Annotated in this window: 17 protein-coding genes; 6 read left to right on the top strand and 11 right to left on the bottom strand. The window is 59.7% G+C overall.

The window, feature by feature from the left end; genetic code table 11:
* Window positions 1-31: 31 nt before the first annotated feature.
* From ftsY to FZZ90_RS05360, 4 genes are read right to left on the bottom strand one after another with little or no spacing between them, the layout of a single operon-like run.
* On the bottom strand, window positions 32-1,534 hold the full coding sequence (gene ftsY / locus FZZ90_RS05375; RefSeq protein WP_226424711.1) for a signal recognition particle-docking protein FtsY: 1,503 nt from the start codon (window positions 1,532-1,534) through the stop codon (window positions 32-34).
* A complete protein-coding gene (gene nusB / locus FZZ90_RS05370; protein ID WP_226424710.1) occupies window positions 1,534-2,169 on the bottom strand; it encodes a transcription antitermination factor NusB in 636 nt (211 codons plus the stop codon). Before nusB ends, ftsY begins: the two co-directional genes overlap by 1 nt.
* A 3-nt stretch (window positions 2,170-2,172) precedes the next feature.
* Window positions 2,173-2,907, bottom strand: a complete 735-nt coding sequence (locus tag FZZ90_RS05365) for a DUF502 domain-containing protein (RefSeq protein WP_226424709.1) — start codon at window positions 2,905-2,907, stop codon at window positions 2,173-2,175.
* Between the two features lie 50 nt (window positions 2,908-2,957).
* A complete protein-coding gene (locus FZZ90_RS05360; protein ID WP_226424708.1) occupies window positions 2,958-3,605 on the bottom strand; it encodes an HpsJ family protein in 648 nt (215 codons plus the stop codon).
* Between the two features lie 36 nt (window positions 3,606-3,641).
* Here FZZ90_RS05360 and queG point away from each other — a divergent pair, with 36 nt between their 5' ends.
* Genes queG through FZZ90_RS05345 form a run of 3 tightly spaced genes read left to right on the top strand, consistent with a single transcriptional unit; the run spans window position 3,642 to window position 8,022 of the window.
* Window positions 3,642-4,607 carry a tRNA epoxyqueuosine(34) reductase QueG gene (queG, locus tag FZZ90_RS05355; RefSeq protein WP_226424707.1) on the top strand — a complete coding sequence of 322 codons (966 nt, stop codon included), beginning with the start codon at window positions 3,642-3,644 and terminating at the stop codon, window positions 4,605-4,607.
* Window positions 4,608-4,626: 19 nt separating this feature from the next.
* Complete coding sequence (locus tag FZZ90_RS05350; protein WP_226424706.1) at window positions 4,627-5,508, top strand: tetratricopeptide repeat protein; 882 nt, start codon at window positions 4,627-4,629, stop codon at window positions 5,506-5,508.
* A gap of 45 nt (window positions 5,509-5,553) precedes the next feature.
* Entirely contained in the window at window positions 5,554-8,022 is a 2,469-nt protein-coding gene (locus tag FZZ90_RS05345) for a DNA topoisomerase (ATP-hydrolyzing) subunit A (RefSeq protein WP_226424705.1), read from the top strand.
* Between the two features lie 7 nt (window positions 8,023-8,029).
* Here the strand turns inward: FZZ90_RS05345 and purF are convergent, their stop codons facing one another.
* From purF to FZZ90_RS05310, 7 genes are all read right to left on the bottom strand, one after another.
* The gene (purF, locus tag FZZ90_RS05340; protein ID WP_226425029.1) at window positions 8,030-9,487 is read right to left on the bottom strand and encodes an amidophosphoribosyltransferase; all 1,458 of its coding nucleotides are present in this window, start codon (window positions 9,485-9,487) and stop codon (window positions 8,030-8,032) included.
* 59 nt (window positions 9,488-9,546) lie between these two features.
* Window positions 9,547-11,853, bottom strand: coding sequence for a phosphoribosylformylglycinamidine synthase subunit PurL (purL, locus tag FZZ90_RS05335; protein ID WP_226424704.1), 2,307 nt, complete (start codon window positions 11,851-11,853; stop codon window positions 9,547-9,549).
* A 40-nt stretch (window positions 11,854-11,893) separates the two neighbouring features.
* Window positions 11,894-12,646 carry an RNA methyltransferase gene (locus FZZ90_RS05330; protein WP_226424703.1) on the bottom strand — a complete coding sequence of 251 codons (753 nt, stop codon included), beginning with the start codon at window positions 12,644-12,646 and terminating at the stop codon, window positions 11,894-11,896.
* 1 nt (window position 12,647) lies between these two features.
* Window positions 12,648-13,805 (bottom strand): DNA polymerase III subunit beta, encoded by a 1,158-nt coding sequence (gene dnaN / locus FZZ90_RS05325; RefSeq protein ID WP_226424702.1) that lies wholly within the window; start codon window positions 13,803-13,805, stop codon window positions 12,648-12,650.
* Between the two features lie 434 nt (window positions 13,806-14,239).
* Window positions 14,240-15,298, bottom strand: coding sequence for a threonine synthase (gene thrC, locus FZZ90_RS05320; protein ID WP_226425028.1), 1,059 nt, complete (start codon window positions 15,296-15,298; stop codon window positions 14,240-14,242).
* A 101-nt stretch (window positions 15,299-15,399) separates the two neighbouring features.
* Complete coding sequence (locus tag FZZ90_RS05315) at window positions 15,400-15,981, bottom strand: alpha/beta hydrolase (RefSeq protein WP_226424701.1); 582 nt, start codon at window positions 15,979-15,981, stop codon at window positions 15,400-15,402.
* 24 nt (window positions 15,982-16,005) lie between these two features.
* Window positions 16,006-17,865, bottom strand: a complete 1,860-nt coding sequence (locus tag FZZ90_RS05310) for an AarF/ABC1/UbiB kinase family protein (RefSeq protein ID WP_226424700.1) — start codon at window positions 17,863-17,865, stop codon at window positions 16,006-16,008.
* A 77-nt stretch (window positions 17,866-17,942) separates the two neighbouring features.
* Here FZZ90_RS05310 and recN point away from each other — a divergent pair, with 77 nt between their 5' ends.
* Genes recN through FZZ90_RS05295 form a run of 3 tightly spaced genes read left to right on the top strand, consistent with a single transcriptional unit; the run spans window position 17,943 to window position 24,130 of the window.
* Window positions 17,943-19,625: a DNA repair protein RecN gene (recN, locus tag FZZ90_RS05305; protein WP_226424699.1), complete on the top strand. Its 1,683-nt coding sequence runs from the start codon at window positions 17,943-17,945 to the stop codon at window positions 19,623-19,625.
* 45 nt (window positions 19,626-19,670) lie between these two features.
* A complete protein-coding gene (gene uvrA, locus FZZ90_RS05300; protein WP_226424698.1) occupies window positions 19,671-22,634 on the top strand; it encodes an excinuclease ABC subunit UvrA in 2,964 nt (987 codons plus the stop codon).
* Window positions 22,634-24,130, top strand: a complete 1,497-nt coding sequence (locus FZZ90_RS05295) for an alpha/beta fold hydrolase (RefSeq protein ID WP_226424697.1) — start codon at window positions 22,634-22,636, stop codon at window positions 24,128-24,130. The genes uvrA and FZZ90_RS05295 overlap by 1 nt, the downstream gene beginning before the upstream one ends.
* Window positions 24,131-24,304 lie beyond the last annotated feature (174 nt).

Genomic DNA, 24,304 nt, shown 5'->3' with positions numbered 1-24,304 from the left:
GCACCCCCAGGGTCCGCAAGGTAGCAACGCTTCAGCGTCCAGCCAGCAGAGCCTCAACGAATTCAAAACTGTTGAAGGGGCGCAGATCACGAATTCCTTCCCCAGCGCCGATGAAACGAATCGGCAAACCTGCCTCAGACGACACCGCTAGGGCGACGCCGCCACGGGCTGTGCCGTCGAGTTTGGTGATTACAACACCAGTGAGGCCTGCCGCCTCGGCAAAGGCCATGGCCTGGCGAAGCCCGTTCTGACCCTGGCTTGCATCAAGAACCAGCAAGGATTCGACCTTCGCCTCCGGCGCCAAACGGTCGATGATCTTTCTGACTTTTTGAAGTTCCTCCATCAGGTTGTGCTTGGTCTGCAACCGTCCGGCGGTGTCCACCAGCAGCAGATCAGACTTGCGCGAGCGAGCGGCACCAATCGCATCGAAAACAACGGCAGCGGGGTCGGCATTGCTGCTGGGGTTGGACACCACTGGAACATCACTGCGCTCTCCCCAGACCTCAACCTGCTGCACGGCTGCAGCCCGGAAGGTGTCTGCGGCCGCAATCAGAGCCGAATAGCCGCTGCGAACAGCCAGATTGGCAAGTTTTCCCAGGGTGGTTGTCTTACCAACCCCATTCACCCCCACCATCAACCAGATGTTGAGGCGATCCCGTTCCGGCGCCAGAAGAGGAACACCACTGGCCTCAATCGGCGTGTCCAAAAGGCCACGCAGCTGTTCCTTAAGGAAGCGAATCCCTTCCACAGGATCAACGACCTCCTCATTCATCCGCTGACGCAAGGCATCCAGCACCTGATCGGTGGCCTGGACGCCAGCATCCGCCCTCAGCAAGAGAGTTTCGAGATCGTCAAGAACCTCCGGCGTTAACGGGTCGTCACCAAGATTCTCCAGAAGGCTGGTGACAAAGCCCTGACGGGTCTTTTCAAGGCCGCGGCGAAGCCGGCCCAACCAATCGATTTCCTCGAGGGAAACCTGATCAACGCGACGGCCCTGGGCCGCAAGCACCTCGGCAGACCAGGTGAAATCCTGATCAAAGTCACCCAGCTGCGGCTCTTCTGAATCGAGAGCTGGCGCAGGGGTGGGAGCCGAAGTGGATGCAGGTGGAGCCTCACGAGCCCTGTCATCCAGATCCTGCTGACGCTGCTGTCGCTGAGCCGCTGCCTGCTCCAGCAGCGACAGTCCGGGAGCTGGTGCTGGAGAGGGTGTCGGTAAAGGTGCCGGACCTGGTGTTGGTAAAGGTGTAAGTGAAGGTGCTGGTTCTGGACTGGGCGCTGGGGTGGGCTCGGGGGCCGCTTCAGCAACAGGGGACGCTGCCTGTTGCTGAGCCTTCAGGCGGGCATAGGCCTCACGGGCCCAAACCAGAGCTTCGTCTTCTTCCTCACTGGCTGCAGGAGCTGGAGTGGGCTCCGGCGCTTCTGAAACGGGAGCATCAGTCCCACCAGCCATCGGTTCCGGCGTCGGCGCGGGGGTGGGCGTCGGCTCCGGCGTCTGAGACTCGTCAGCCTGTCGTTCGAACCAGTTGAACACCATCAGGCCGATGCTTTCGATTGAGCGTCATGGAAGCGGCGCAACACGCCATTGATCATCCGGCGCCCCTGCTCATCGCTGTAACGGTTGGCCAGCTCAACCGCCTCGTTGAACGCCACTGGAGCCGGAGTGCGCAGGCTTTCCAGGTCAACGACAGCCAACCGGAGAATGTCGCGATCGATCCGTGGAAGTCGGGTCAGCCTCCAGCCCTCCATCACCTGATCCAGACGTTTGTCAATGCCCTCGCGCTGGGTGAGCACCTTCTGAACCCGCTCCATGGCACCGCGGCGAATCTGCTCCTGATCCCCAAGCAACAAGAGCCGAGACAACTCAAGACTGGCGGACAATCCATTCAGCACCTGTTCAGCGGAACTCAACGATGCGCGCAGATGGGTGCGGACGGTGTCATGGGTTCCGGTTTCGCCCTGCTGCAACTCACTGTCCAGCAGGGACTGCTGCGCCTGATCGAGCTCTGCAGCACTGGAATCAAGCGACTCACGCCAGTGCTGGGTGAGGGTGTCGAGGGCCTGGTCCAGGATCGAATCAAGGGCCAGGTCAGCGACTGAGGCTGACTTCTGTTCCGGCACCTGACCAAGCACCAGCAAGGCCAGCTCGCGTGTAAGGGATCGTGTCGCCATGACTCAGCTGGAAGGAGATGCAGAAGCCCGTAACTGGGCCATGAGGCTGGAAAAACTCCGATTCACAGGGGCTTCACGATCATCGGGGTTGACGATGCCGGCCGAAATGATTGTTCGGAAAGCTTCTTCAACGCTGATCTCAAGATCTCGGACGGACCCCTCTGGAACAAGGGTGTACCAACCGGTGGTGGGATTCGGAGCGGTGGGAATGAACACACTCAACAGAGGCTCCTTCAAATCAGATTGAAGTGAAGGACCCACTTCCCCGGTCACAAACCCAACGCTGAACAATCCCTCCCGGGGGTACTCAACGAGAACAACACGACGGAACCGGGTGGAGTTATCGCGGAAAAAGGTCTCCAGCAGCTGCTTCAAGGTCTTGTAGACCGATCCAGCCAGGGGGATCCGGCTCAAGGTGCCTTCCCCAAACTCCAACAGCCAGCGACCGACAATGTTTCGAGCCATCAAGCCGATCAGAAGGATGCCCATCAGAGGCACCGTGAGACCGAGAGCCAGGTTGATCAGATCCTGAAGCAGTGGATTCAGGGTGATGAACGGATTGAACTGCTTTGGTATCGAGGTCAGGAACGCCAGAACAAACCGACTGACAATCGTTGACAGCCAAATCGTTGTTGCCAGTGGAATCACCACCAGCAAGCCTGCAATCAGGTCGTTCTTTAGATCCTGCCGAAGCCTTGCGGACAGCGGCAGATCAGGTCTGGGATTGGACTGGACCAAGGAGGTACTGCGCCCAGCTTTGAATAAGGTCTGACCAACCTAACCAGCGGTCAGAGCAGTGCCGTGAACGCGAGGAGCACAAACGCAATCGCAAGAACCACAGCAGTGATGGTTCCACCGATGAACCGCTGCTGGGATTCACGGGCCTGGCCAACCTCAACTGTCTTGAGTTGGGCCTCCATCTGGGTGATCTGATCGTCCACCATCTTTTCGGCCGCCCGCAGCTTGTCGTCCTCGGTGGCATCGGCAGCGAGTTGACCGGCCTGGGCCAGCTGCTCACCCAAGGAGGTGACCTGCGCTGCATCGGCGCGGAAGGCTCGGGCATCCTTCAACGCTTCGCGACCCTGTTCCAGATTGCGCTGGCGGGCAACGTCACCCGCACCCCCATCCAGGGACATCGGCACGGCAACCACCATGCCGAGGGCCAACAGTCCTGAAAGGACGGCGATCAGAAGGCGCAAAGGACTGCGCTGCTGCTGAGGGTGATCCAGCCTTGATCCAATCAGGCAGATCAACAAACCGGCAAACCCAAGGGGAGCCAAAGCCACCAGCGGACCGGTGACCTGCGGGCGAGGAGCATCCTCACTCCAGTCGACGCCAACAAGAACAGCCAGCATCTGCAGGACGAGAATCACCACGAGGGTCAAGCCCAGCCAGCGCAGCAAAGGTGCAAGACGTCCTGTCTCAGTCCCGGTCACAGAGAAGATGCTGATAAGCGCCCAACCCTAAGGTCGATGCAAGGGCATGTCACCGATCAACAAACGCTGTTGAGTCAGGCTCTGAAGCGTCGCGCTGCTGAGGAAGGCTTCAGTCCCGTTGGCATTGCCAGGATTCCGGGAAGTCCACGGCTGCAGCTGCGCACTCAAGCCCTGCAGCGCTGGTTGGACCATGGCGATCAAGCCGACATGGCTTGGATGGCGGCCCCACGACGGCGAGACCCCAGGCTTCTGTTGGACGGAGCCAATAGCGTGCTCGCCGTTGGCCTCAACTATTACGTCGACGCCCAACCCTCGCCCGGCTCCCTCAAGGTCGCCCGCTACGGCTGGGGACGGGACTATCACCGGGTTGTGGATCAACGGCTGCGACGGATCGGCCGCTGGCTTTCGGAACAACGGCCAGACTGCGGCTGGCGCGCCTGTGTTGACGCAACACCGCTGCTGGATAAGGCCTGGGCTGAGGAAGCCGGTCTTGGCTGGATCGGCAAGCACAGCAATCTGATTCACCCCGAAAGGGGCTCGTGGATGGTGATCGGCCATCTGCTGACCACAGAGCCTTTGGACGCCGACACACCAGCCCGCAGCCTCTGTGGACGCTGCAGCGCCTGCATCGATGCCTGCCCCACGGATGCGATTCACGAACCATTTGTGGTGGATGCAAGGCGATGCTTGGCCTTTCACACGATCGAAAATCGTGAGGACGACCTACCGGAGAACATTCGCGCCGCCCTTGGACCATGGGTGGCCGGGTGCGACATCTGCCAGGACGTCTGCCCCTGGAATCATCGAAGCTTGCCCCAGAGCAGCGATCCCGAAATGCAGCCACGCCCATGGCTGCTCAATCTGCACAAGGAGCAGATCCAGACCTGGGATGACAGCGTCTGGGACCAAAACCTGCGGGGGTCGGCGTTGCGACGGATCAAACCCTGGATGTGGCGACGCAACGCCGCTGCAGCACAACCGGATCCCACACCTACGCTTTAGCGACTCAACCCTTGCTCCAGTGCTGCGTCGAATTGGCTTCCGTCAAACGCTGGCGGCTGCACTGGTCGTTCTGGGGAGTTGGTTCGGCGCCCCAGCAGCCAACGCCCTGATCCCCTACGTCTACCTACCCACCGAGGAGGAGCTCAAGGGCTCATCGATCGGCATCGGACGGACTGCTGCCCAGCTGCTGCAGCTGGGGCAAGCCAAGGACGCGGCACGACTCGCGGCTCTGGCGGTGCGGCTCAACCCAAATGACGAACGGTTCTGGTCGATCCTGGCGGAGGCTCAACTCCGCAACAACAACCTCAAGGACGCAAGCCGGTCTTTGGCCCGCGCCAAGCAGCTGAATCCTGAAAAAGCCGGCCTGTGGTTCGCCGAAGCAGCGATCGCCCTTCGGGCAGAGCGACCGAACGATGCCGTTCCCTTAATTACCCGCGGACTCCAATTGGATCCGAACAACGCTTCGGCCTATTTCGACCTTGGCAACGCCAGAATCATGCAGGGCGTACTCCCTCTGGCCCTGAAGTCGTTCGAAAAAGCCACCGCTCTAAAACCGGAGTTCTGGGAAGCCCTGAACAACCAAGCCCTAGTGCTTTTTGAGATGGGCCAGCGTCAGGAAGCCGTGCGGCGTTGGCGCCGGGTGTTGAAGCTGGAGCCCAACGCGGAACCGATGCTGGCTCTGGCCGCAGCGCTGCATCAACAGGGTGAGCAGACCGAGGCAATTCAGCTGGCTTCCACAGCGTTGGCCCAGAACCCCAACTACGTCTTGCCCCTGCATCAAGCCGAACAGCTTTGGGGGGTGCGCATCCGTGAGGCGACGGCACAATTGCTGAGCGAGACGGAGCTCACCAACATCGTGGAACGGGCTCAAGCCAACGCAACGTGGAAGAAAAGCCAGTGATCATCTGTAGGCTGAGCGCCTTCCGGTCGGAGAGCGACAGACCGAATGGCTGAGGAGCGCGTTCAACCGATCGCCCTGCATCAGGAGATGCAGCGCTCCTACCTCGAATACGCGATGAGCGTGATCGTGGGTCGGGCGTTGCCCGATGCCCGCGATGGTCTCAAGCCTGTACAGCGACGCATCCTCTACGCGATGCAGGAACTGGGTCTTACCCCAGACCGTCCCTACCGCAAGTGCGCGAGGGTCGTCGGTGACGTGCTGGGCAAGTACCACCCTCACGGTGATCAAGCGGTCTATGACGCCCTAGTGCGGCTTGTTCAGACCTTCTCCAGCCGTCATCCCCTGCTCGACGGCCACGGCAATTTCGGCTCAGTGGACGACGACCCACCGGCGGCGATGCGGTACACCGAAACCCGCCTGGCGCCGATCTCCCATCAGGCAATGCTTGAGGAGATCGGTGAAGACACCGTTGATTTTGCGCCGAACTTCGATGGATCCCAACAGGAACCCACCGTTCTTCCGGCCCAGCTTCCCTTCCTGCTGCTGAACGGTTGCTCCGGTATCGCCGTCGGCATGGCCACCAGCATCCCCCCGCACAATCTGGGAGAGGTGGTGGATGGCCTGATCGCCCTGATCCACAAGCCGGAGCTGAGTGACGACAAACTTCTGGAACTGATCCCAGGGCCCGACTTCCCCACAGGTGGTGAGGTGCTGATCAGCTCAGGCCTACGAGACACCTATCTGCACGGCCGCGGCAGCATCCCGATGCGCGGCGTCGCCCACACCGAAGAAGTGCAACTCGGCAAGGGGCGCCATAAACGCAATGCCGTTGTGGTCACGGAACTGCCCTACCAGCTCAGCAAGGCCGGCTGGATTGAAAAACTGGCGGAATCCGTCAACGACGGCAAGATCGGCGGAATCGCCGACATCCGGGACGAAAGCGACCGCGAAGGCATGCGCGTGGTGGTGGAGCTGCGCCGCGATGCGGATCCGGAGAAGGTGCTGAAGGATCTGCAGCGTCGAACGGCGCTGCAGAGCAACTTTGGAGCGATCCTGCTGGCCCTTGTGGATGGACACCCCCAGCAGCTGTCTCTGCGCCAACTGCTCCAGACCTTCCTCGATTTCAGGGAACTGACCCTGATCCGGCGCACCAGTCATGCCCTGCGCAAGACCGAAGACCGGCTTGAGGTGGTGGAAGGACTGATCACAGCCCTGAACAGTCTTCAGGCCGTGATCGCCATGATTCAGGAGGCGAATGACGCCGCCTCAGCCCGCGCCAGCCTGATGGTGCGCCTCGACCTCAGCGAACGGCAGGCGGATGCGGTGTTGGCCATGCCCCTGAGGCGTCTGACCGGACTCGAACAGGAAAGCCTGCGCCAGGAGCTTGAGGAGCTTCGGGCGGAACGTCAACGGCTCAAGTTGCTCTTGGACAACCGGGATCAGCTGCTGGAGGCGATGGTGACAGAGCTCAAAGCATTGAAAAAACGCTTCAGCACCCCGCGTCGAACCCGCCTGGTGGAGGGCGGTGATGCCCTGATAGCCGAACGGGCAGCCAGCCAACGACCGAACACAGAACTGCTGCGTCAGCAGGCCCTGGCCGCATTGCCCGGAGATGGTCGAGTTCTGATCCAGGCCGATGGACAAGTGAAAATCGTCAGCCCTCAGGTGCTGGGCCGGCTGCACCTCAATGATCCTTGCCCCATTGGTGATGCACCATCTCCAGCGCGCGTGATCTTGCCAATCGAACCACCACCACGGCTGCTGGCCGTGAGTGCGAGCGGACGCATTGCCCAAGTGCGCTGGGAGTTTGCAGGACAACAGCCGGGCCCAGTGGAGCGTTTCCTTCCCACCGGACTCGACGGAGACACGATCGTTTCGCTGCTGTCATTGCCCAGACAAAACATCGAGACCTTAAGTCTGGGCTTGCTCAGCAGCGATGGTCGTTTCAAGCGACTTCCCCTCAGCGAAGTGGTGGACCTATCCGGTCGGGCCACCAGCGTTCTCAAATTGAAAGAGGGCGTCGAGCTCAATAGTGCAGTGATCTGTCGCGACCAAGGAACACTGATGCTGATGAGCGACATTGGTCGCCTGCTGCGACTGCGAGTCACTGAGGAAGCGCTCCCTTTGATGGGTCGATTGGCGCAGGGACCCATGACCATGCGATTGCTGCCCGGGGAACAAATCGTCGGAGCCATCTGCACGGAACAAACACCACTAATGCTGTTCAGCCAAAGGGGATTGATCGCACGAATCGACTGTTCAGGCCTGCGCTACAACCAACGGGGCGATCTCGGCAGCATGGCCGTGCAGCTTGATGCGGAATCTGATCGCTTAGTCGGTATCAGCGCTGGAACAGGACTGATCGGTGTGCGCACCAGCAAAGACCGTCACGGACGCTTGGATCCGGAAGACACCAACATCTCAAACCCCGGAGAAAAACTGACGGAACAAACGTCTCTTCAGGTCGGAGAAACCATCGTTGAAGTGATTAACGCCATTCAACCGAATCCCTAACCCCCAATCAGGAGCTGCAATTCTGCTCCAGCCATTGAAAATAATCTTCGTCGATTCCACCGGTCACATAATGGCCATCAAAACAAGACATCTCGAGATCCTTGATCTCAGTTTTCTCAACAATGCTTTCTAACAAGTTCTCAACGGTCTGATAAACAACATGATCAGCACCAAGAATATCTGAAATCTCATCACTTGTTCGACCGTGGGCAAGAAGTTCCGCCCGAGTCGGCATGTTGATCCCATAAACATTGGGATAGCGAACCGGAGGAGCAGCCGATGTAAACGTCACCTTGTTGGCACCAGCGCTGCGTGCCATTTGAACAATCTCGCGGGACGTTGTACCACGTACAATCGAATCGTCGACAATCAAGACATTCTTTCCGGCAAATTCAGTGCCGAGAGCGTTGAGTTTCTGCCGCACAGATTTCTTCCGTTCAGCTTGACCCGGCATGATGAAAGTGCGGCCAACATAGCGGTTCTTATAAAAACCTTCGCGATACTCAAGCCCCAATTGCTTAGCCACCTGCATCGCCGAAGGCCTTGCCGAATCAGGAATCGGCATCACAACATCGATATCACCAGCCGGCAACGTTGCGGCAATAGTTTGAGCCAAACGATCACCCATCCGCAGCCGCGACTCATAAACCGAAATTCCGTTCATGACGGAATCCGGCCGCGCCAAATACACGTACTCAAAAGCACAGGGAATTAACCGAGGAGACTCGGCACACTGACGCTGGTGCAAGTTCAAATCAACGTCAATGAACACCGCCTCGCCAGGGTCAACATCGCGAACGATCTCGTAGCCACTGTTTTCAATCACCAACGATTCACTGGCGACAATCCACTCCTCACGACCCTGTTCAGAGAATCGCCTGCCGAGAATCAGGGGGCGAATTCCATAGGGATCCCGGAAGGCCAGCATTCCATGGCCCGCGATCAAAGCGATCGATGCATAGGAGCCCTGAACGCGGTGATGCAATGACGCCACCGCATTAAACAACTGATCCGGTGTCAAATCACCGCCTGTGAGTTGAGATTGAATCTCCGTGGCCAACACATTGACCAGCATCTCCGTATCGCTACTCGAATTGGTGTGACGACGATCAATCTTGAACAGATCCTGCTCAAGCTGATGGGTGTTGGTGAGATTGCCGTTATGAACAAAAGTGATGCCATAGGGGGCATTCACATAGAACGGCTGAACTTCCTCTTCTGACGCAGCAGCGCCACGGGTGGCATAGCGAACGTGACCGATCCCGGCATTACCCAACAGCTTTCGCATATCTCGAGTGCGAAAGGCTTCACGCACACGTCCCCTTTGTTTGTGTACATGGAAGGTGTGATTGTCCATCGTGACAATCCCTGCCGAGTCCTGACCACGGTGCTGAAGCAGAAGCAGATTGTCGTAGATCTGTTGGTTGACTGAATCAACACAGAACATTCCGATAATGCCGCACATGATGAATCCGAAGTCAGATAGATAAGGAAAAAACAACCGTCAGGCAACGCCTGACTCAATCACTCCGAATGCATCCGTCGGGGCAACGCATCACGGAAAACAGCAGCACAGCGTTGCACCTCAAGATCGAGCTGAACAGAAGACTCGGATCGGATCACCAATCGAGCCTCCGCGGTGACACTGCCCAGCGGGGTAACGCAGAGCGCTGGCTTGGATCCAATCAACTGTTCCCAAGCAGGGAGGCAGGCTGCATTCACCGACACAATCACCCGACTGCCGCCTTCAGCGAACAGGACCCGCTCCAGACGCGCCGATCCTGTGGAAAGCGTCACGTTGATGCCGAGGTCAGAGGCAATGCAGGATTCAGCCAACGCCACCGCCAATCCGCCATCACTGCAGTCATGGGCGGAGGCCAACAGACCCTGAGCAATCGCTTCACGTACCAGACGCCCCACCGCTGATTCGACGGCAAGATCGGGCTTGGGCGGTCGTCCGGCCAAGGAGCCAAGGGTCTGTTGTTGATAGGCACTGCCCGCCAAACCAAGGCTGGGGTTGGCACCATCCTCCGGAGGAACACCGATAAGGAAGATCGCATCGCCGGGCTGTTGCCAGGCCAAGCCAGTCACACGGCTGATGTCATCCACACAACCAACCATGCCGATCACCGGCGTGGGGTGGATCGGTTGCATGGTGCCGTCATCCTGTTTGGTCTCGTTGTAGAGCGAGACATTGCCGCCAGTCACGGGTGTGTTGAGGGCGCGGCAGGCATCAGAGATCCCCCGACAGGCCATAGCGAGCTGCCAGAAGCCCTTGGGTGTTTCCGGTGACGGGAAATTGAGGTTGTCGGTCACCGCCAGAGGCTCCGCCCCCACACAACTCAGGTTGCGTGCCGCTTCTGCGACGGCCGCCTGAGCGCCGCGTTCGGGATCCAGGGCAACCCAACGGTTGGGACAATCCACTGTGGCGGCAACACCACGATTGGATGCGGCCATGGATCCATCGCCTTGCTGGGGTCTCAGACGCACCACAGCAGCATCAGCGGCACCGGATGAGACCACCGTGTTGGCCAGCACCTGCTGGTCGTACTGACGGTGAACCCACTGCTTGCTCGCAATGGTGGGGTCATCCAGAAGCTGAAGCAGGGCTGCGGCGGCATCGCTCAGCTCCGGAAGTTCCTGCTCGGTCCAGCTCCAAAGAGCCTGAAGGTCTGCCGGGGGCTCCTGCAACAGAGCATGTTTTTCGATCGGGGTGTCATCGGCAAGAGCCGTGGCCGGCACCTCAGCGGCAACGGCACCGTGATGCAACACCCGCACAATCGGTTCTTGGAGCACCTTGCCCACAACCGCCGCCTGCAATCCCCAGCGACGGAAACGCTGCATCAATGCGTCCTCCCGGCCAGCCTTCACCACGAACAACATCCGTTCCTGGGACTCCGACAACAGGAACTCGTAAGCCGTCATCCCGGCTTCTCGGGCCGGAACACGATCTAGATCCAGTTCCACCCCGAGGCCCCCTTTGGCGGCCATCTCCGAACAGCTGCAGGTCAGACCAGCGGCGCCCATGTCCTGCGCTGCCACCACATCACCACTGGCGAAGGCCTCAAGACAGGCTTCGATCAGCCCTTTCTCCAGAAACGGATCCCCCACCTGAACTGCGGGGCGATCATCCAGGGAATCAGCACTGAGCTCAGCGCTGGCAAAGCTGGCTCCCCCCATGCCATCCCGACCGGTGGTGCTGCCCACATACACCACGGGATTGCCGACGCCGATCGCGCCGGATTTGACGATCTCCTCGGTCTCCATCAACCCGAGAGCCATGGCATTCACAAGCGGATTGCCGGAATAGGAGGGATCAAAGGCCACCTCGCCGCCCACCGTCGGCACCCCAACGCAGTTGCCGTAATGGGCAATGCCGGCCACAACGCCTTCCATTAGGCCAACGTTGGCGGGATCCTCAAGGGGACCGAAGCGCAGGGCGTTCAGCAGCGCAATCGGACGGGCCCCCATCGTGAAGATGTCACGCAGGATGCCGCCCACCCCTGTTGCGGCCCCCTGAAAGGGTTCGACGGCGGAGGGGTGGTTGTGGCTTTCGATCTTGAAAGCCAACCGGTGCCCCCCTCCGAGATCGACCACGCCGGCGTTTTCACCGGGGCCCACCAGGATGCGTGGTCCCTCAGTGGGGAAGCCACTCAGCAAGGGCCGGGAATTGCGATAACAGCAGTGTTCGGACCACATCACACCGAACATGCCCAGCTCAGCTCGATTCGGCTCGCGACCAAGCCGCCGACAAATCTCATCCCAGTCACTGGGCTTGAGCCCTTCCTGCTTCAGGGCTGCAGCTATGTCGTACGCAGGGGAGGAAACCACGAATCGCGGAGCACCTCCTACCAGTGTTGCCGACCGGCCGTCAGACCCAGGGGTCTTCGTCCTCGCGGCGGCGGCGGGTGGGGGTCTCTTCCCAGCTTTCGTCGTCCCAGACCTCAGGTCCAGACACCTCCTCTGGTTCATCATCGTCAAGCGAAGAACGCCTGGTTTCCGATCGCAGCTCATCGATGGGCGAGTCGTCCAACCAACCCTCCAGGCGATCGCCCGCACGGTCACCCATGGAACGCAACTGGTCCCGCCAGTGTTGGGTGCGTTGGAGCAGATCCTGACGAACGCTGGCGCGGGCCATCGGCAGATCATCCAATCCCATCAGACCGGTTTGGATCTGACCCGGTTGTTGATCAAGGATGCGATCGGGAGCCAAACGCCATCGGGAACTCCCCGGCAGACGTGGGTCGCTGCGGGCGATTAGGTAATGAAGAATCGCGCCATCGGCAGGTCGAAAATCAAGGTCAACAACACTCCCGATCCGCTCACCGTCGCGGTCCAGCAAGGCTGCATCCATCAGCGTTGGCAAGCGCTCCAAGGTCACCTGATCGGTGACCGCCGGCTCGCCACGCACAAAAACCTGTTGATCGCTCAAACCACAACACTGGTTCAAACGCCAGACATCCCGCGACATGCGCAAGGCTGATGGACGGCTGACCCAGCCCAGCAGACGATGCACCGGCGGATGCATCCAAGCCATGACCCCAGGCCCGTGATCCAGGCCCAGATCACAACGAACCGTATGACTCAGAAGATCACTGAGAAGCAGCTGATCCGGTAGCGACACATCAGGAACGAATCTGAACGGGCATCACCAGATAGGTGAAGGCTTCAGGCACGTCATCGGAGCGGAGCACGGCCGGCGTGGTGGGCGCGTTGCAATGCAGAACAATCCGATCAGAGCCCATGGCTTTCAGGCCATCCAGCAGATAACGAACATTGAAGGCAATCTGCATGGCGTCACCCTCCAAGTTGGCGGGAAGCGACTCAGAGCCACTGCCCACATCCTGCGCATCTGCACTGATCTGGACAACACCGTCCTCAGGCTGACTGCTGAATTTCACAACGTTGTTGTGTTGATCAGCCAGTACAGCAATCCGCTCCAAAGCTGCAATCAGGGCGCGACGGTCCATTCCAAAGGTGCGGGTGAAACCATCAGGGATCAGCTGGCCGTAATTGGGATAGGTGCCTTCCAAGGTGCGGCTGGTGACCATCTGGTCGGCCGCAAGAAACACCACCTGGCCGCGATCACAGAACAAACTGACGGGTTCATCGGACCGCCAGGACGCCATCAGCCGCTCCACCTCCCGCAGCGAGCGCGATGGGAGCGTCACCGCGAAACCCTCGTCATCCACAGCGTCGGTTACGGCAGCATCCTGCAGAGCATCATCAACATTGAGCACGGCAAGACGGTGCCCATCGGTGGCAGCCGCTTCCAGAGCCCGCTGGTTGAACTTGAGATGGACGCCGGTGAGCAGTTGCTTTGCTTCATCAGCGCTGCTAGCGAAAAGGGTGCCTTTGAGCGCCTGCACCAACCGTTCAGGTTGCAGTTTGAGCGTCATGCCGCTCTCCACCATCGGAAGGTCGGGATAGTCATCGGCGCTCATGCCGCGCATCTGATAGCTGCCGCTGAGGCTGGTGAGCTGAACCTGCTCACCGGAATCATCAACGGCAAGTGTGATCGGAGAATCGCTGGACAAGCGGGACACAATCTCTCCCAGCAACCGGGCCGGAAGTGTGATGGCGCCGCTGGTTTCCACGCTGGCGGCGAGAGACGTCTGAATTCCGAGGCTTAGGTCAAAACCAGTGAGGCTTAGGCGGTTGCTGCCGGCATCGGCGGTGAGAAGCACATTGGCCAAAACCGGATGGGTGGGGCGTGTGGCGACCGCACGGCTCACCAACTGCAGAGCGCCATTCAGTTCGGACTGTGAACAGACCACCTTCATCGTCCTGACGACCTGATCGCGCTGAGGTGTCCCACGGTTTCACAGGCTGAGGGGAAGTGCAATGGCCAGCGCATTGGGAGGCTCTGTTCGGCTGTTTGGTTCTTATGGATTAAAAAAATAAAAAACAAATACAGCCGTCGTAGGGCTTGGGGAAAAGGGGGAAAAGCACCCAAAACCCAGCTTTCATAACAGCTCTCGATGAACCAAGCCTGAGGAGAATTTTTCACAGGATGGGGAGTGAGACCCCGTTTTCCACCGCTTCACAGGGAGTGGAAAACCTGCGGGGCCAACGGGTGGATTGTTTTCGCCTGTTTTCCACAGCGTGTTGGGATGGTTTTAGGGCGTTTTCCGTAGCCGCTTTGTCGGTTGGTTTTGTCTTATGGCCATAAAAAAGCCCCCGTCAGGGGGCTGAAGCACGTTGATGGAAGGCGGTGTCAGAAGCCCATCACACTGGCGACGGTCCCCAGATCGGGATTGAGGTCGGTGTGGAACGAGGCGTCGTTGTTGCTGATGGCGCAGTCGGGATCCTTGAGGCCGTTGCCGGTCAGAACGCAGACCACTGTGGCTCCGGCTGGAACTTCATTTTTGCGCTTGAGCAGGCCTGCCACAGAGGCAGCGCTGGCCGGTTCGCAGAAGATTCCCTCTTGGCCGCCCAGAAGCTTGTAGGCCGCGATGATCTCCGCATCAGTGACATCCAGGAATGCACCGTTGCTGGCTTCGCGTGCTGCCAGGGCCTTGGCTCGGTTCACCGGGTTGCCAATGCGAATGGCGGTGGCGATGGTTTCGGGGTCCGTCACCGTGGTGCCGTTCACCAGTGGGGCTGATCCGCTGGCCTGGAATCCCATCATTCGGGGAAGACTGCGGCTCCGGCCGGCCTGCTGATATTCCTGAAAACCCATCCAATAGGCGGTGATATTCCCTGCGTTGCCCATGGGAATGCACAGCCAGTCAGGTGCATCTCCGAGGGCATCCACGATTTCGAAGGCCGCCGTCTTTTGGCCCTGCAGCCGGTAGGGATTAACCGAGTTCACCAGGGTGACGGGATACTTCTCTGCCGCTTCCCGAACGATGTCGAGAGCGCGGTCGAAGTTGCCGCGGATCGCCAAGACCTCAGCTCCGTATACAAGAGCCTGAGCAAGTTTTCCCTGGGCGACATAGCCGTCAGGGATCAAGACGAAGGCGCGCATCCCTCCCCGCCTGGCATAGGCCGCTGCAGCAGCACTGGTGTTGCCCGTGCTGGCACAAATCACCGCTTCACAACCGGCTTCCTTGGCTTTGCTGATGGCCATGGTCATGCCCCGGTCCTTGAAGGACCCTGTGGGGTTCAGGCCGTCGTACTTCACAAACACCTTCACGCCCTTGCCAATCTGTTCCGCAACAGATGGGACGGGAATCAGAGGGGTGGCTCCTTCGCGCAGGCTGATCACCGGGGTCGCATCGCTGACGGGCAGCCAGCTGCGATAGGCCTCGATCAGTCCAGGCCAGTCCTGCATCACAGGGGTGGCAGTGAAACGCCGACGGAGGTTCTGAAACAGGGACACCGGCTGGGATGGGGGGATTTCCGGAATCTAGGCGGCGTCCGTTCAGGGCTTGGTCAGGGTTGCGCTTCCTTCAATCCGTCCAAGGGGGAGTCGGAGAAAAACTGCACCAGGCCGGCGATCGATTCTGCTTTTTCGATCACCCCAAACAGAGCCGGAAGATTCACCGCCATCACGCCATTGGGGTAGCCCTTCAAAAAGCTCACGGCAGTCAGCCCATCTTCACTCTGCAATCCACTGATCACTCCGGCGCGGATCGCCGGAACACTCACTTCAGGTTCCGGTGTGTAGATCGGATGAATGATGCGTGCAACACGACGCAGGATGGCCTCACCGATCCGTGTGTTGATCAGACGGCTTGTGAGCACCAAGGGAAGCTCGAGGCTCTGGTTAAGCATCTGCGACACCTCATTGGGGTCCTGCCCGGAGAGTTCAAGCAGATCCTCCAGCAGGCCGGTGGCTTCACCGGTTTCGGCCAGGTGTTCAATTTCCTTGACGGGAATGGAGCGACGGAAGGCCCCACTCACCAGGGCGACCTCCGTGGCGGCATTCAGAGGTTGCATCACGCTGCCCAAACTGAGCCCAAGTCCCGCCGCCGCGGCCAGCAGAGAGGAACGACTGAAGGGCTTGGGGAGCATCACGCTGAAGGTGTTGATCGGAAGTTAGGCAGGAACTCCAGCGGCGACCCGCACCAGGCGGACAACTCCCCGTTCGGCCAGCCCCTGAGCCACCTTGAAGCCCATGCGTCGGGTGCTGGGTTCGTTGAGCACCCTTGGCATCCGACGAAGCAGAAGGTCGGGTGTGAATCCAGGCAACGACTGCAACACCTGAATCAACTCCCGCACCGGCTCCAGTTGCATCAGTGGATCGGAGAGCCCTGGAGGTGTCTGGGCAATGGCGGAGGGTTGCAGTCGTTTGGGGAGGCGTCGACCCAGGCGTTGCATCGTTGACCAACCCAGGGCGTCCAACCGTTCCACGGTGGCGGTCACCAGTTGATCCCGAAGTAGTCCTGCCTTGGGTGAGAACAGGAAATCGAGCAGTTGATCGAGCAAGGCTTCCAGATCCAGCTGGGCCTGGCTGGCAGCGCTCGACACCAGATTTTCAAGGCGGGTCCAGCGGAAGGCGTCACCGTCGAACAGCATTTCCTTAAGGCTCTGACGCAGCTGGGGATCGGGATCTTCCATCAGCCGCCGGGCGAAGTACGGGTAGGCAGCACCGAGGATCTTGAAGTTGGGATCCACACTCAGGGCGATGCCCTCAAGGGTGACCAGCGACCGAATGATCAGGGCGTAGTAAGGGGGCACCCGGAAGGGGAATTTGTACATCACACCGGACATGTCGTCGGTGACCGCTTTGAAATCCATGCGGTTGACGCCGGCTTCCAAGGCCTGGCTGAAGACCTTTTCAAAGGCGGGAACAATCGGTTCCAGGTTCACGTCTTCCGCCAAGAACCCCAGGGTGACGAAGTCTTTGGAGAGCTTCCCGAAGTTCCGGTTTACAAGATGGACAACCGCCTGAATCAAGCCGGTGCGTGATTCGCGGCTCACCTCGCTCATCATCCCGAAGTCGAGATAACAGAGGCGTCCGTCCTCAAGGGCCAGAAGATTGCCGGGGTGGGGATCGGCATGGAAGAAGCCATGCTCCAGCAACTGTTGAAGGCTGCAGTTCACGCCCACCTCCACCATGTCGTCGGGGTCTACACCGAGCTCCCGAACCGCTTCAAGGTTGGTGAGCTTGACACCGTCGATCCACTCCATCGTCAGCACGCGGCGGCTGGTGGCGCTGCGATAGATCGTGGGAACAGCGATTCGAGGGTTGTGCTGATGCAGCTCAGCGAAGGTCTCAGCGTTCGAGGCCTCGTTGAGGTAGTCCATCTCCTCAAACACCCGTCGCCCCAGCTCGTCGATCAGTGCGACGAGGTCACTGCGGATCAATCCGATGTTGCTGTTCAACCAGGCGGCGATGTTTCGCACGATGTACAGATCCAGGGTGATCTGTTCGCGCAACCCCGGGCGTTGCACCTTCACCGCCACCCTGGCGCCACCTTTGAGGTTTCCTTTGTGCACTTGACCCAGCGAGGCGGCTGAAATCGGTTCCCGGTCCAGCTGCTCGAAAATGTCATCCACCGGTGCGCCGAGGTCTTCTTCGATGCAGGCCATGGCCAGGCCGCTATCGAAGCCGGGCAATTGGTCTTGCAGCTGAGCCAGTTCTTCCAGCAGCAGCGGGGGGACGATGTCGGGTCGGGTGGAGAGGGCCTGGCCGGCTTTGATGAAGGCGGGGCCAAGATCCACCAGCAATTCAGCGCATTCGCGGGCTCGGCCCCGGGCCCGTTCTTCATCTTTCAGCAACTGGAAGATCCAGTCGAAGGCAACGCCCAGAAGCAACAGGCCGATGGGCACCAGCGTTTGCCAGAGCCGGCGGATCAGTCGCTGGGGATGGCCTGCATAAATACGTGTGATGGCGGCGGGGTCGTACTCGAGCAATCCCGCCGCTTCGATGAAATCCCCGAGCTCCTGCGCCATCAATTCATCGGGATGTCCGACACCCCTTCTAAACGAACCGAGCTGCCGCTACGGTCGGCATCATCACAGGGCTGGACGTGCTCACCGGTCTGCTGCTGCAGAACATCGCTCTGATTGAGAGTCTCGAACTTGAGTTCAGCTCGGGTTTTACGGTGCTCACCGGTGAGACCGGCGCAGGCAAGTCGATCCTTCTCGATGCCCTCGATGCGGTACTGGGTGGAGCGCAAGGTTCGAGTGGCGTTCGTCTGCTGCGGACTGGGTCGGATCGCGCCAGGATTGAAGCCGCATTTCAACTCAACCCAGCCCTCGAGCAGTGGTTGACCGCGGCGGATTTTGACCCCGAAGAGGAGCTTCTGATCAGCCGTGAATGGAAACGGCAGGAGGGTGATCGTTATTCCAGTCGCTGTCGTCTGAACGGCAGCACGGTGAACCGTCAGCAGTTGCTTGAGCTCAGGCCGCTGTTGATTGATCTCACTGTTCAGGGACAGACCCAGTTGTTGTCGCGGGCGGGGCAGCAACGGCTTTGGCTTGATCGTCTCGGTGGATCTGCATTGGCCGAGGTCAAAGCACGGGTGGCTGATGCCTGGATCGAATGGCGCCAGGCTGCAGATGCCCTGATGGCACTTGAGCAGGAGCAGCAGCGCTCCGAACAGGAGCGGGCTGAACAGGAAGAGCAGCTGGAGCAGCTTCAAGCTGCAGATCTCGAAGACCCAGATGAGCAGCAGCGGCTGGAACAGGATCAAGACCGCCTCGTCCATGGCGTGAGGCTGCTGGAGGGTCTGGCCTTGCTGTTTGGCCGAATTCGCGATGGTGTGGATCAGGCGCCTTCGCTGCAGGATCACTTCGCGGCGTGCATTCAGGAGCTGCAGGCCATGGCGCAGCTGGATGGTTCGCTTGAGCCTCTCCGTGATCAGGCTCTGGATCTCGAGGCTGGTGTGGACGGTTTGTTGCGCTCCCTCGATCAATACGGTCTGGCGCTTGAGAGCGATCCAGACCATCTGGAGCGGATCCAGGACCGCTTGTCGGTCTTGAAACGTCTGCAGCGTCGTTACGGGCTTGATCTGGCCGGCTTGATTCAGCGTCGCGATGAACTGCTTCAGCGTTTGGGATCGGAAGGCTTCGCGGCGGATCTCGCCCGCCTGCACCAGGAGGAAAACGACCGTCGCCAGACGCGAGATCAGGCCAATGCCGCCTTGCGTTGCGAGCGGTCCAAGGCGGCGGAGGCTTTGCAGGCGTCGTTGCTGGAGCTGTTGCCTCCCATGGGCTTGGCCAACGTGCGTTTCAAGGTGGATCTCACCCCCTGTGATCCGGCTGAGCATGGTGCGGACGCTGTTCAATTTCTGTTTTCCGCCAATCCCGGCCAACCGATGGCACCGCTGACGGAGGTGGCGTCCGGCGGTGAGATGTCTCGTTTTCTGCTTGCGCTCAAAACCACCCTTGCCGCGGTGGATGGCTCCAGCACGCTGCTGTTCGATGAGATTGATGCCGGCGTCAGCGGTCGCGTCAGTGGAGCGATGGCGGATCTCCTTCAGACCCTGGCCCGTCAGCGTCAGGTGTTTTGCGTCACCCATCAACCGCTTGTGGCAGCGGTTGCTGATCACCATTTCCGGGTGAGCAAGCATGTGAATGACGGTGTCACCCACTCGCGAGTGTCCCGACTGCGGGACACTCAGGAACGCCGCCAGGAGCTGGCAGACCTCGCTGGTGGCGATCAGGCCGATGCCTATGCAGCGAGCCTGCTGGACCAGCGAACAGCTTGAAGGCTTCGGTTCTTCCTAAGCTCACGAGCTTTCCAATGGGTCCTGATGGCGCGAGCTGCTGCCAAGATCGCTGACTCAGCTGGCCCGCTGGCGACTCAGGACGATGTGATTCGAGTGAGGGGTGCCCGACAGCACAACCTCAAGAATGTCGACGTCACCATTCCCCGCAACAAGCTGGTGGTTTTCACCGGGGTGAGTGGAAGCGGCAAGAGTTCGCTCGCCTTCGACACGATCTTTGCGGAGGGGCAACGCCGCTACGTCGAAAGTCTCTCGGCTTATGCCCGCCAGTTCCTGGGGCAGGTGGACAAGCCCGATGTGGATGCCATCGAGGGCCTGTCTCCTGCGATCTCGATTGATCAGAAATCCACCAGTCACAACCCCCGTTCCACGGTGGGCACCGTCACCGAGATTCAGGATTATCTGCGTCTTCTGTTCGGCCGGGCTGGTGAACCCCACTGCCCCAAATGCGGCCGCTCGATCAAGCCGCAGAGCATCGACGAGATGGTCGATCAGATCCTGCTGTTGCCGGAAGGAACCCGCTATCAATTGATGGCGCCCGTGGTGCGCGGCAAAAAGGGAACCCACACCAAGTTGATCAGCGGCCTTGCGGCCGAAGGTTTCGCGCGGGTGCGCATTAACGGTGAGGTGCGCGAGCTGGCCGACAACATTGAGCTCGACAAGAATCACAGCCACAACATCGAGGTGGTGGTCGATCGCCTTGTGGCCCGTGAGGGGATTCAGGAGCGGCTAACCGATTCGCTGCGCACGGCTCTCAAACGTGGAGATGGTCTGGCGTTGGTGGAGGTGGTGCCCAAGAAAGGTGAGGAGCTTCCTGATGGCCTTGAGCGGGAGCGGCTCTATTCCGAGAATTACGCCTGCCCCGTGCATGGGGCTGTGATGGAGGAGCTCTCACCACGGCTGTTTTCGTTCAACAGCCCTTACGGCGCCTGTGAGGCTTGCCATGGCATTGGCCATCTGCGCAAGTTCACTGTTGACCGGGTGATCCCGGATCCATCTCAGCCGGTGTACTCCGCTGTTGCTCCCTGGGCCGAGAAAGACAACAGCTATTACTTCTCACTGCTCTACTCAGTGGGAGAAGCCTTTGGTTTCGAGATCAAGACCCCATGGAATGAACTCACTGATGAACAGCGGGATGTGCTGCTCAATGGAAGCCGCGAACCGATTCTGATCCAGGCTGATAGCCGCTACCACAAGGGCAAAGCCGGTTACACCCGCCCGTTTGAGGGCATTCTTCCGATTCTTGAGCGTCAGCTTCGCGACGCCAGCGGCGAGTCCCAGCGCCAGAAACTTGAGAAGTATCTGGAGTTGGTGCCCTGTGCCAGCTGTGCTGGTCAGCGGCTCCGCCCCGAAGCCCTGGCGGTGAAGGTGGGGCCCTATCGGATTCCAGAGCTCACGGCCGTCAGCGTCGGTCAGACCCTGGAACGGATCGAAAAATTGATGGGTGTGGGCGCTCATGAGGGTTTAGAGCCCCTGCTGAATGCTCGTCAGATCCAGATCGGTGATTTGGTGCTCCGGGAAATCCGCCTACGTCTGAAGTTCCTGCTCGATGTTGGCCTGGACTACCTGAGCCTGGATCGACCGGCGATGACGCTCTCCGGTGGTGAAGCCCAGCGCATTCGCCTGGCCACCCAGATTGGTGCTGGTCTCACCGGGGTGCTTTACGTGCTCGATGAGCCGAGCATCGGCCTGCATCAGCGGGATAACGACCGCCTCTTGAACACGTTGGTGCGGCTCAGGGATCTCGGAAACACCCTGGTGGTGGTCGAACACGATGAAGACACCATTCGTGCTGCCGATCACGTGGTGGACATCGGCCCTGGTGCCGGGGTCCATGGGGGTCACATCGTTGCGGAGGGAAGTTTCGATGACTTGGTGGCGAGCAGCGAATCCATCACCGGCGCTTACCTGAGCGGCCGTCGCTCGATTCCAACGCCGGCCGAACGTCGCCAGAGCGGTTCACGCTCACTCAAGTTGATCGATTGCAACCGCAACAACCTCAAGAACGTTTCGGTTGAGTTCCCCTTGGGTCGGCTCGTGTCTGTCACCGGGGTGAGCGGCAGCGGCAAGAGCACCCTGGTGAATGAGCTCCTGCATCCGGCTTTGGAGAACGGACTGGGTCTCAAGGTCCCCTTCCCTCAAGGGTTGGGAGAACTAAGGGGGTTGAAGTCGATCGACAAGGTGATCGTGATCGACCAGAGCCCGATCGGACGGACACCCCGCTCCAACCCAGCCACCTACACCGGTGCCTTTGATCCAATCCGTCAGGTGTTTGCCGCCACGGTGGAGGCCAAGGCCCGTGGTTATCAGGTGGGGCAGTTCAGTTTCAACGTAAAGGGCGGCCGCTGTGAGGCCTGTCGCGGTCAGGGCGTGAACGTGATTGAGATGAACTTCCTTCCGGATGTGTACGTCCAATGCGATGTCTGCAAGGGCGCTCGGTTCAACCGTGAAACCCTGCAGGTGAAATACAAGGGCCACACCATTGCGGATGTGCTCCAAATGACGGTGGAGCAGGCCGCTGAAGTCTTCGATGCAATTCCTCAGGCGGCAGATCGCTTGCGCACGCTGGTGGATGTGGGCCTGGGCTACGTCAAGCTCGGCCAGCCGGCGCCAACACTTTCGGGGGGTGAGGCCCAGCGGGTGAAGCTTGCAACGGAGCTTTCACGGCGTGCCACCGGTAAGACCCTTTATCTGATTGATGAACCCACCACCGGCCTCAGCTTTTACGACGTGCACAAGCTGATGGATGTGATGCAGCGCCTAGTGGACAAGGGAAATTCGATCATCTGCATCGAGCACAATCTTGATGTGATCCGTTGCAGCGACTGGATCATCGATCTCGGCCCTGAAGGCGGTGACAAGGGTGGCGAGATCCTGGTCACCGGCACTCCAGAGGAGGTCGCCCAGCATCCCACTAGTCACACCGGCCGTTACCTCAGCCGGGTTTTGGAGCAGCATCCACCAGAACTACTCGTTCCCCTGGCGGCTTGATGGCTCGATTTCGGACACACCTGGCGGCCCTGGCTTTTGGCATGTCGCTGGCCCTCAGCGGGGGTCCCGCTTCAGCGTTGGAGCGGCTGGTGTTGCGACTGCCATTCCTGGAAACGGAGATCACGATCAACTTCGATGACGGTGAGTCCGCTGAACAATTGATCCAGGCCAGTCCGGATCTGCAGGATCTGGAACTGGCCAGTGGTGGCAAGTTGTTGCCGCTGTTGCGCCAGGTGTTCCTCACGCCACTGCCCTTGGAAACCAAGGCGTTGCTGGCGGGATCGACCGGTCAGCCGCTTCTGGAGCAGGCCCTCCATGCGGCGACGCAGGTGGTGGCTCTTGAAGGAGTTGAGCCGGATGTGAGCGGGCGGATGCTGACCGAGGCCCTGATTCGTGCTGAACGCCGGGGGCAACCCAACATCCTTGGTTTTTTGCGGGAGTTGCCGGGAGAACAGGCATCGATCGATCTGTCGCGTCTCGCTGAGGTGGCCAATCGGCTTAAAACCAATCTTGAGGAGGGGGTTGCTTTGGCCCGTTCCGTTGAGCCCGCATTCGTGACGGCTGCTCTGCGGGGCCCACTGCGGCCCAGTTGGTCCCGTGAGGTTGTTCAGGTGTCCGTGCCCCACCGGCCGAAACCCCTGCGGGTTCTGACGCTTCAGCCTGCAGCGCCTGGAAATGGTCGCTTGGTCGTGATTTCCCATGGGCTCTGGGACGATCCGGAATCCTTTGAAGGTTGGGGTGAGGTGCTGGCTGCCCATGGCTACACCGTGCTGCTGCCAGACCACCCCGGCAGCGATCTCAATCAGCAGAAGGCGATGCTCGCTGGTGATGCGCCACCGCCGGGGCCTGAAGAATTGCGTCTTCGGCCCCTTGATGTGTCCGCTTTGTTGGATGCAATCAGTGCTGGACGTTTTCGGCCAGGGGCCAACTTGAACACCGATGCCGTAGCGGTGGTGGGTCATTCCTGGGGAGCCACCACCACGCTCCAATTGGCCGGTGGTGTTCCTATTGATTACAGACTCAAAGCCCGTTGCAACGACCTCAAGGATCCGGAGCGAAACATCAGCTGGGTGCTCCAATGCAGTTGGCTGTCGGGGGTTAAACAAGCCGCTGTTGCTGATCCAAGGGTCAAGGCTGTTGTGGCCGTCAGCCCGCCCTTGCGTTTGTTGTTTGACGGCAGTCGCCTGGAGAGCCTTCCGGCCAAGTTGCTGCTGATCAGCGGTACCCGTGATTGGGTGGTGCCTTCGGGGCCGGAAGCGATCGTTCCGATGCGTGAGAGCAAGGCCGTGCGGTTGGGTCACCGCCTGGTGTTGGTGCAGGGTGCCGACCACTTCAGCCTTCGCAGTTTTCAAGGTGAAACGTCCCCGGCACAGGTTGGGCCGGTCATCCTTGGCTGGATCAACGAGCAGCTTGAGATGGATGGCTCAGTCACCTTCTCTGCGGGTGGTTGGGGTGACGAGCAGGGCAGCCTTGTCGATGTGAGCAACCGTCTCTGACGTTGCTGGCTTGTTACATCCAGCAGTCGGCAACGACTTTGGTTTCTTAGGTCCAGATCCACTGCAAGGCAAAAGGACTCGGCTTTTTTTGTCGCTTTAAATTGCTGTTCTTCTAAGGTTTTTTTCATTTTTTATTCCTTCTTCCGCCTCTAAAGAAAAACCAACGGGACCGAA

Source organism: Synechococcus sp. MU1617 (assembly GCF_020514235.1).
Classification (GTDB): domain Bacteria; phylum Cyanobacteriota; class Cyanobacteriia; order PCC-6307; family Cyanobiaceae; genus Parasynechococcus.
The sequence above is the reverse complement of the archived record's forward strand: the minus strand, read 5'-3'. Positions and strand labels throughout refer to the sequence as shown.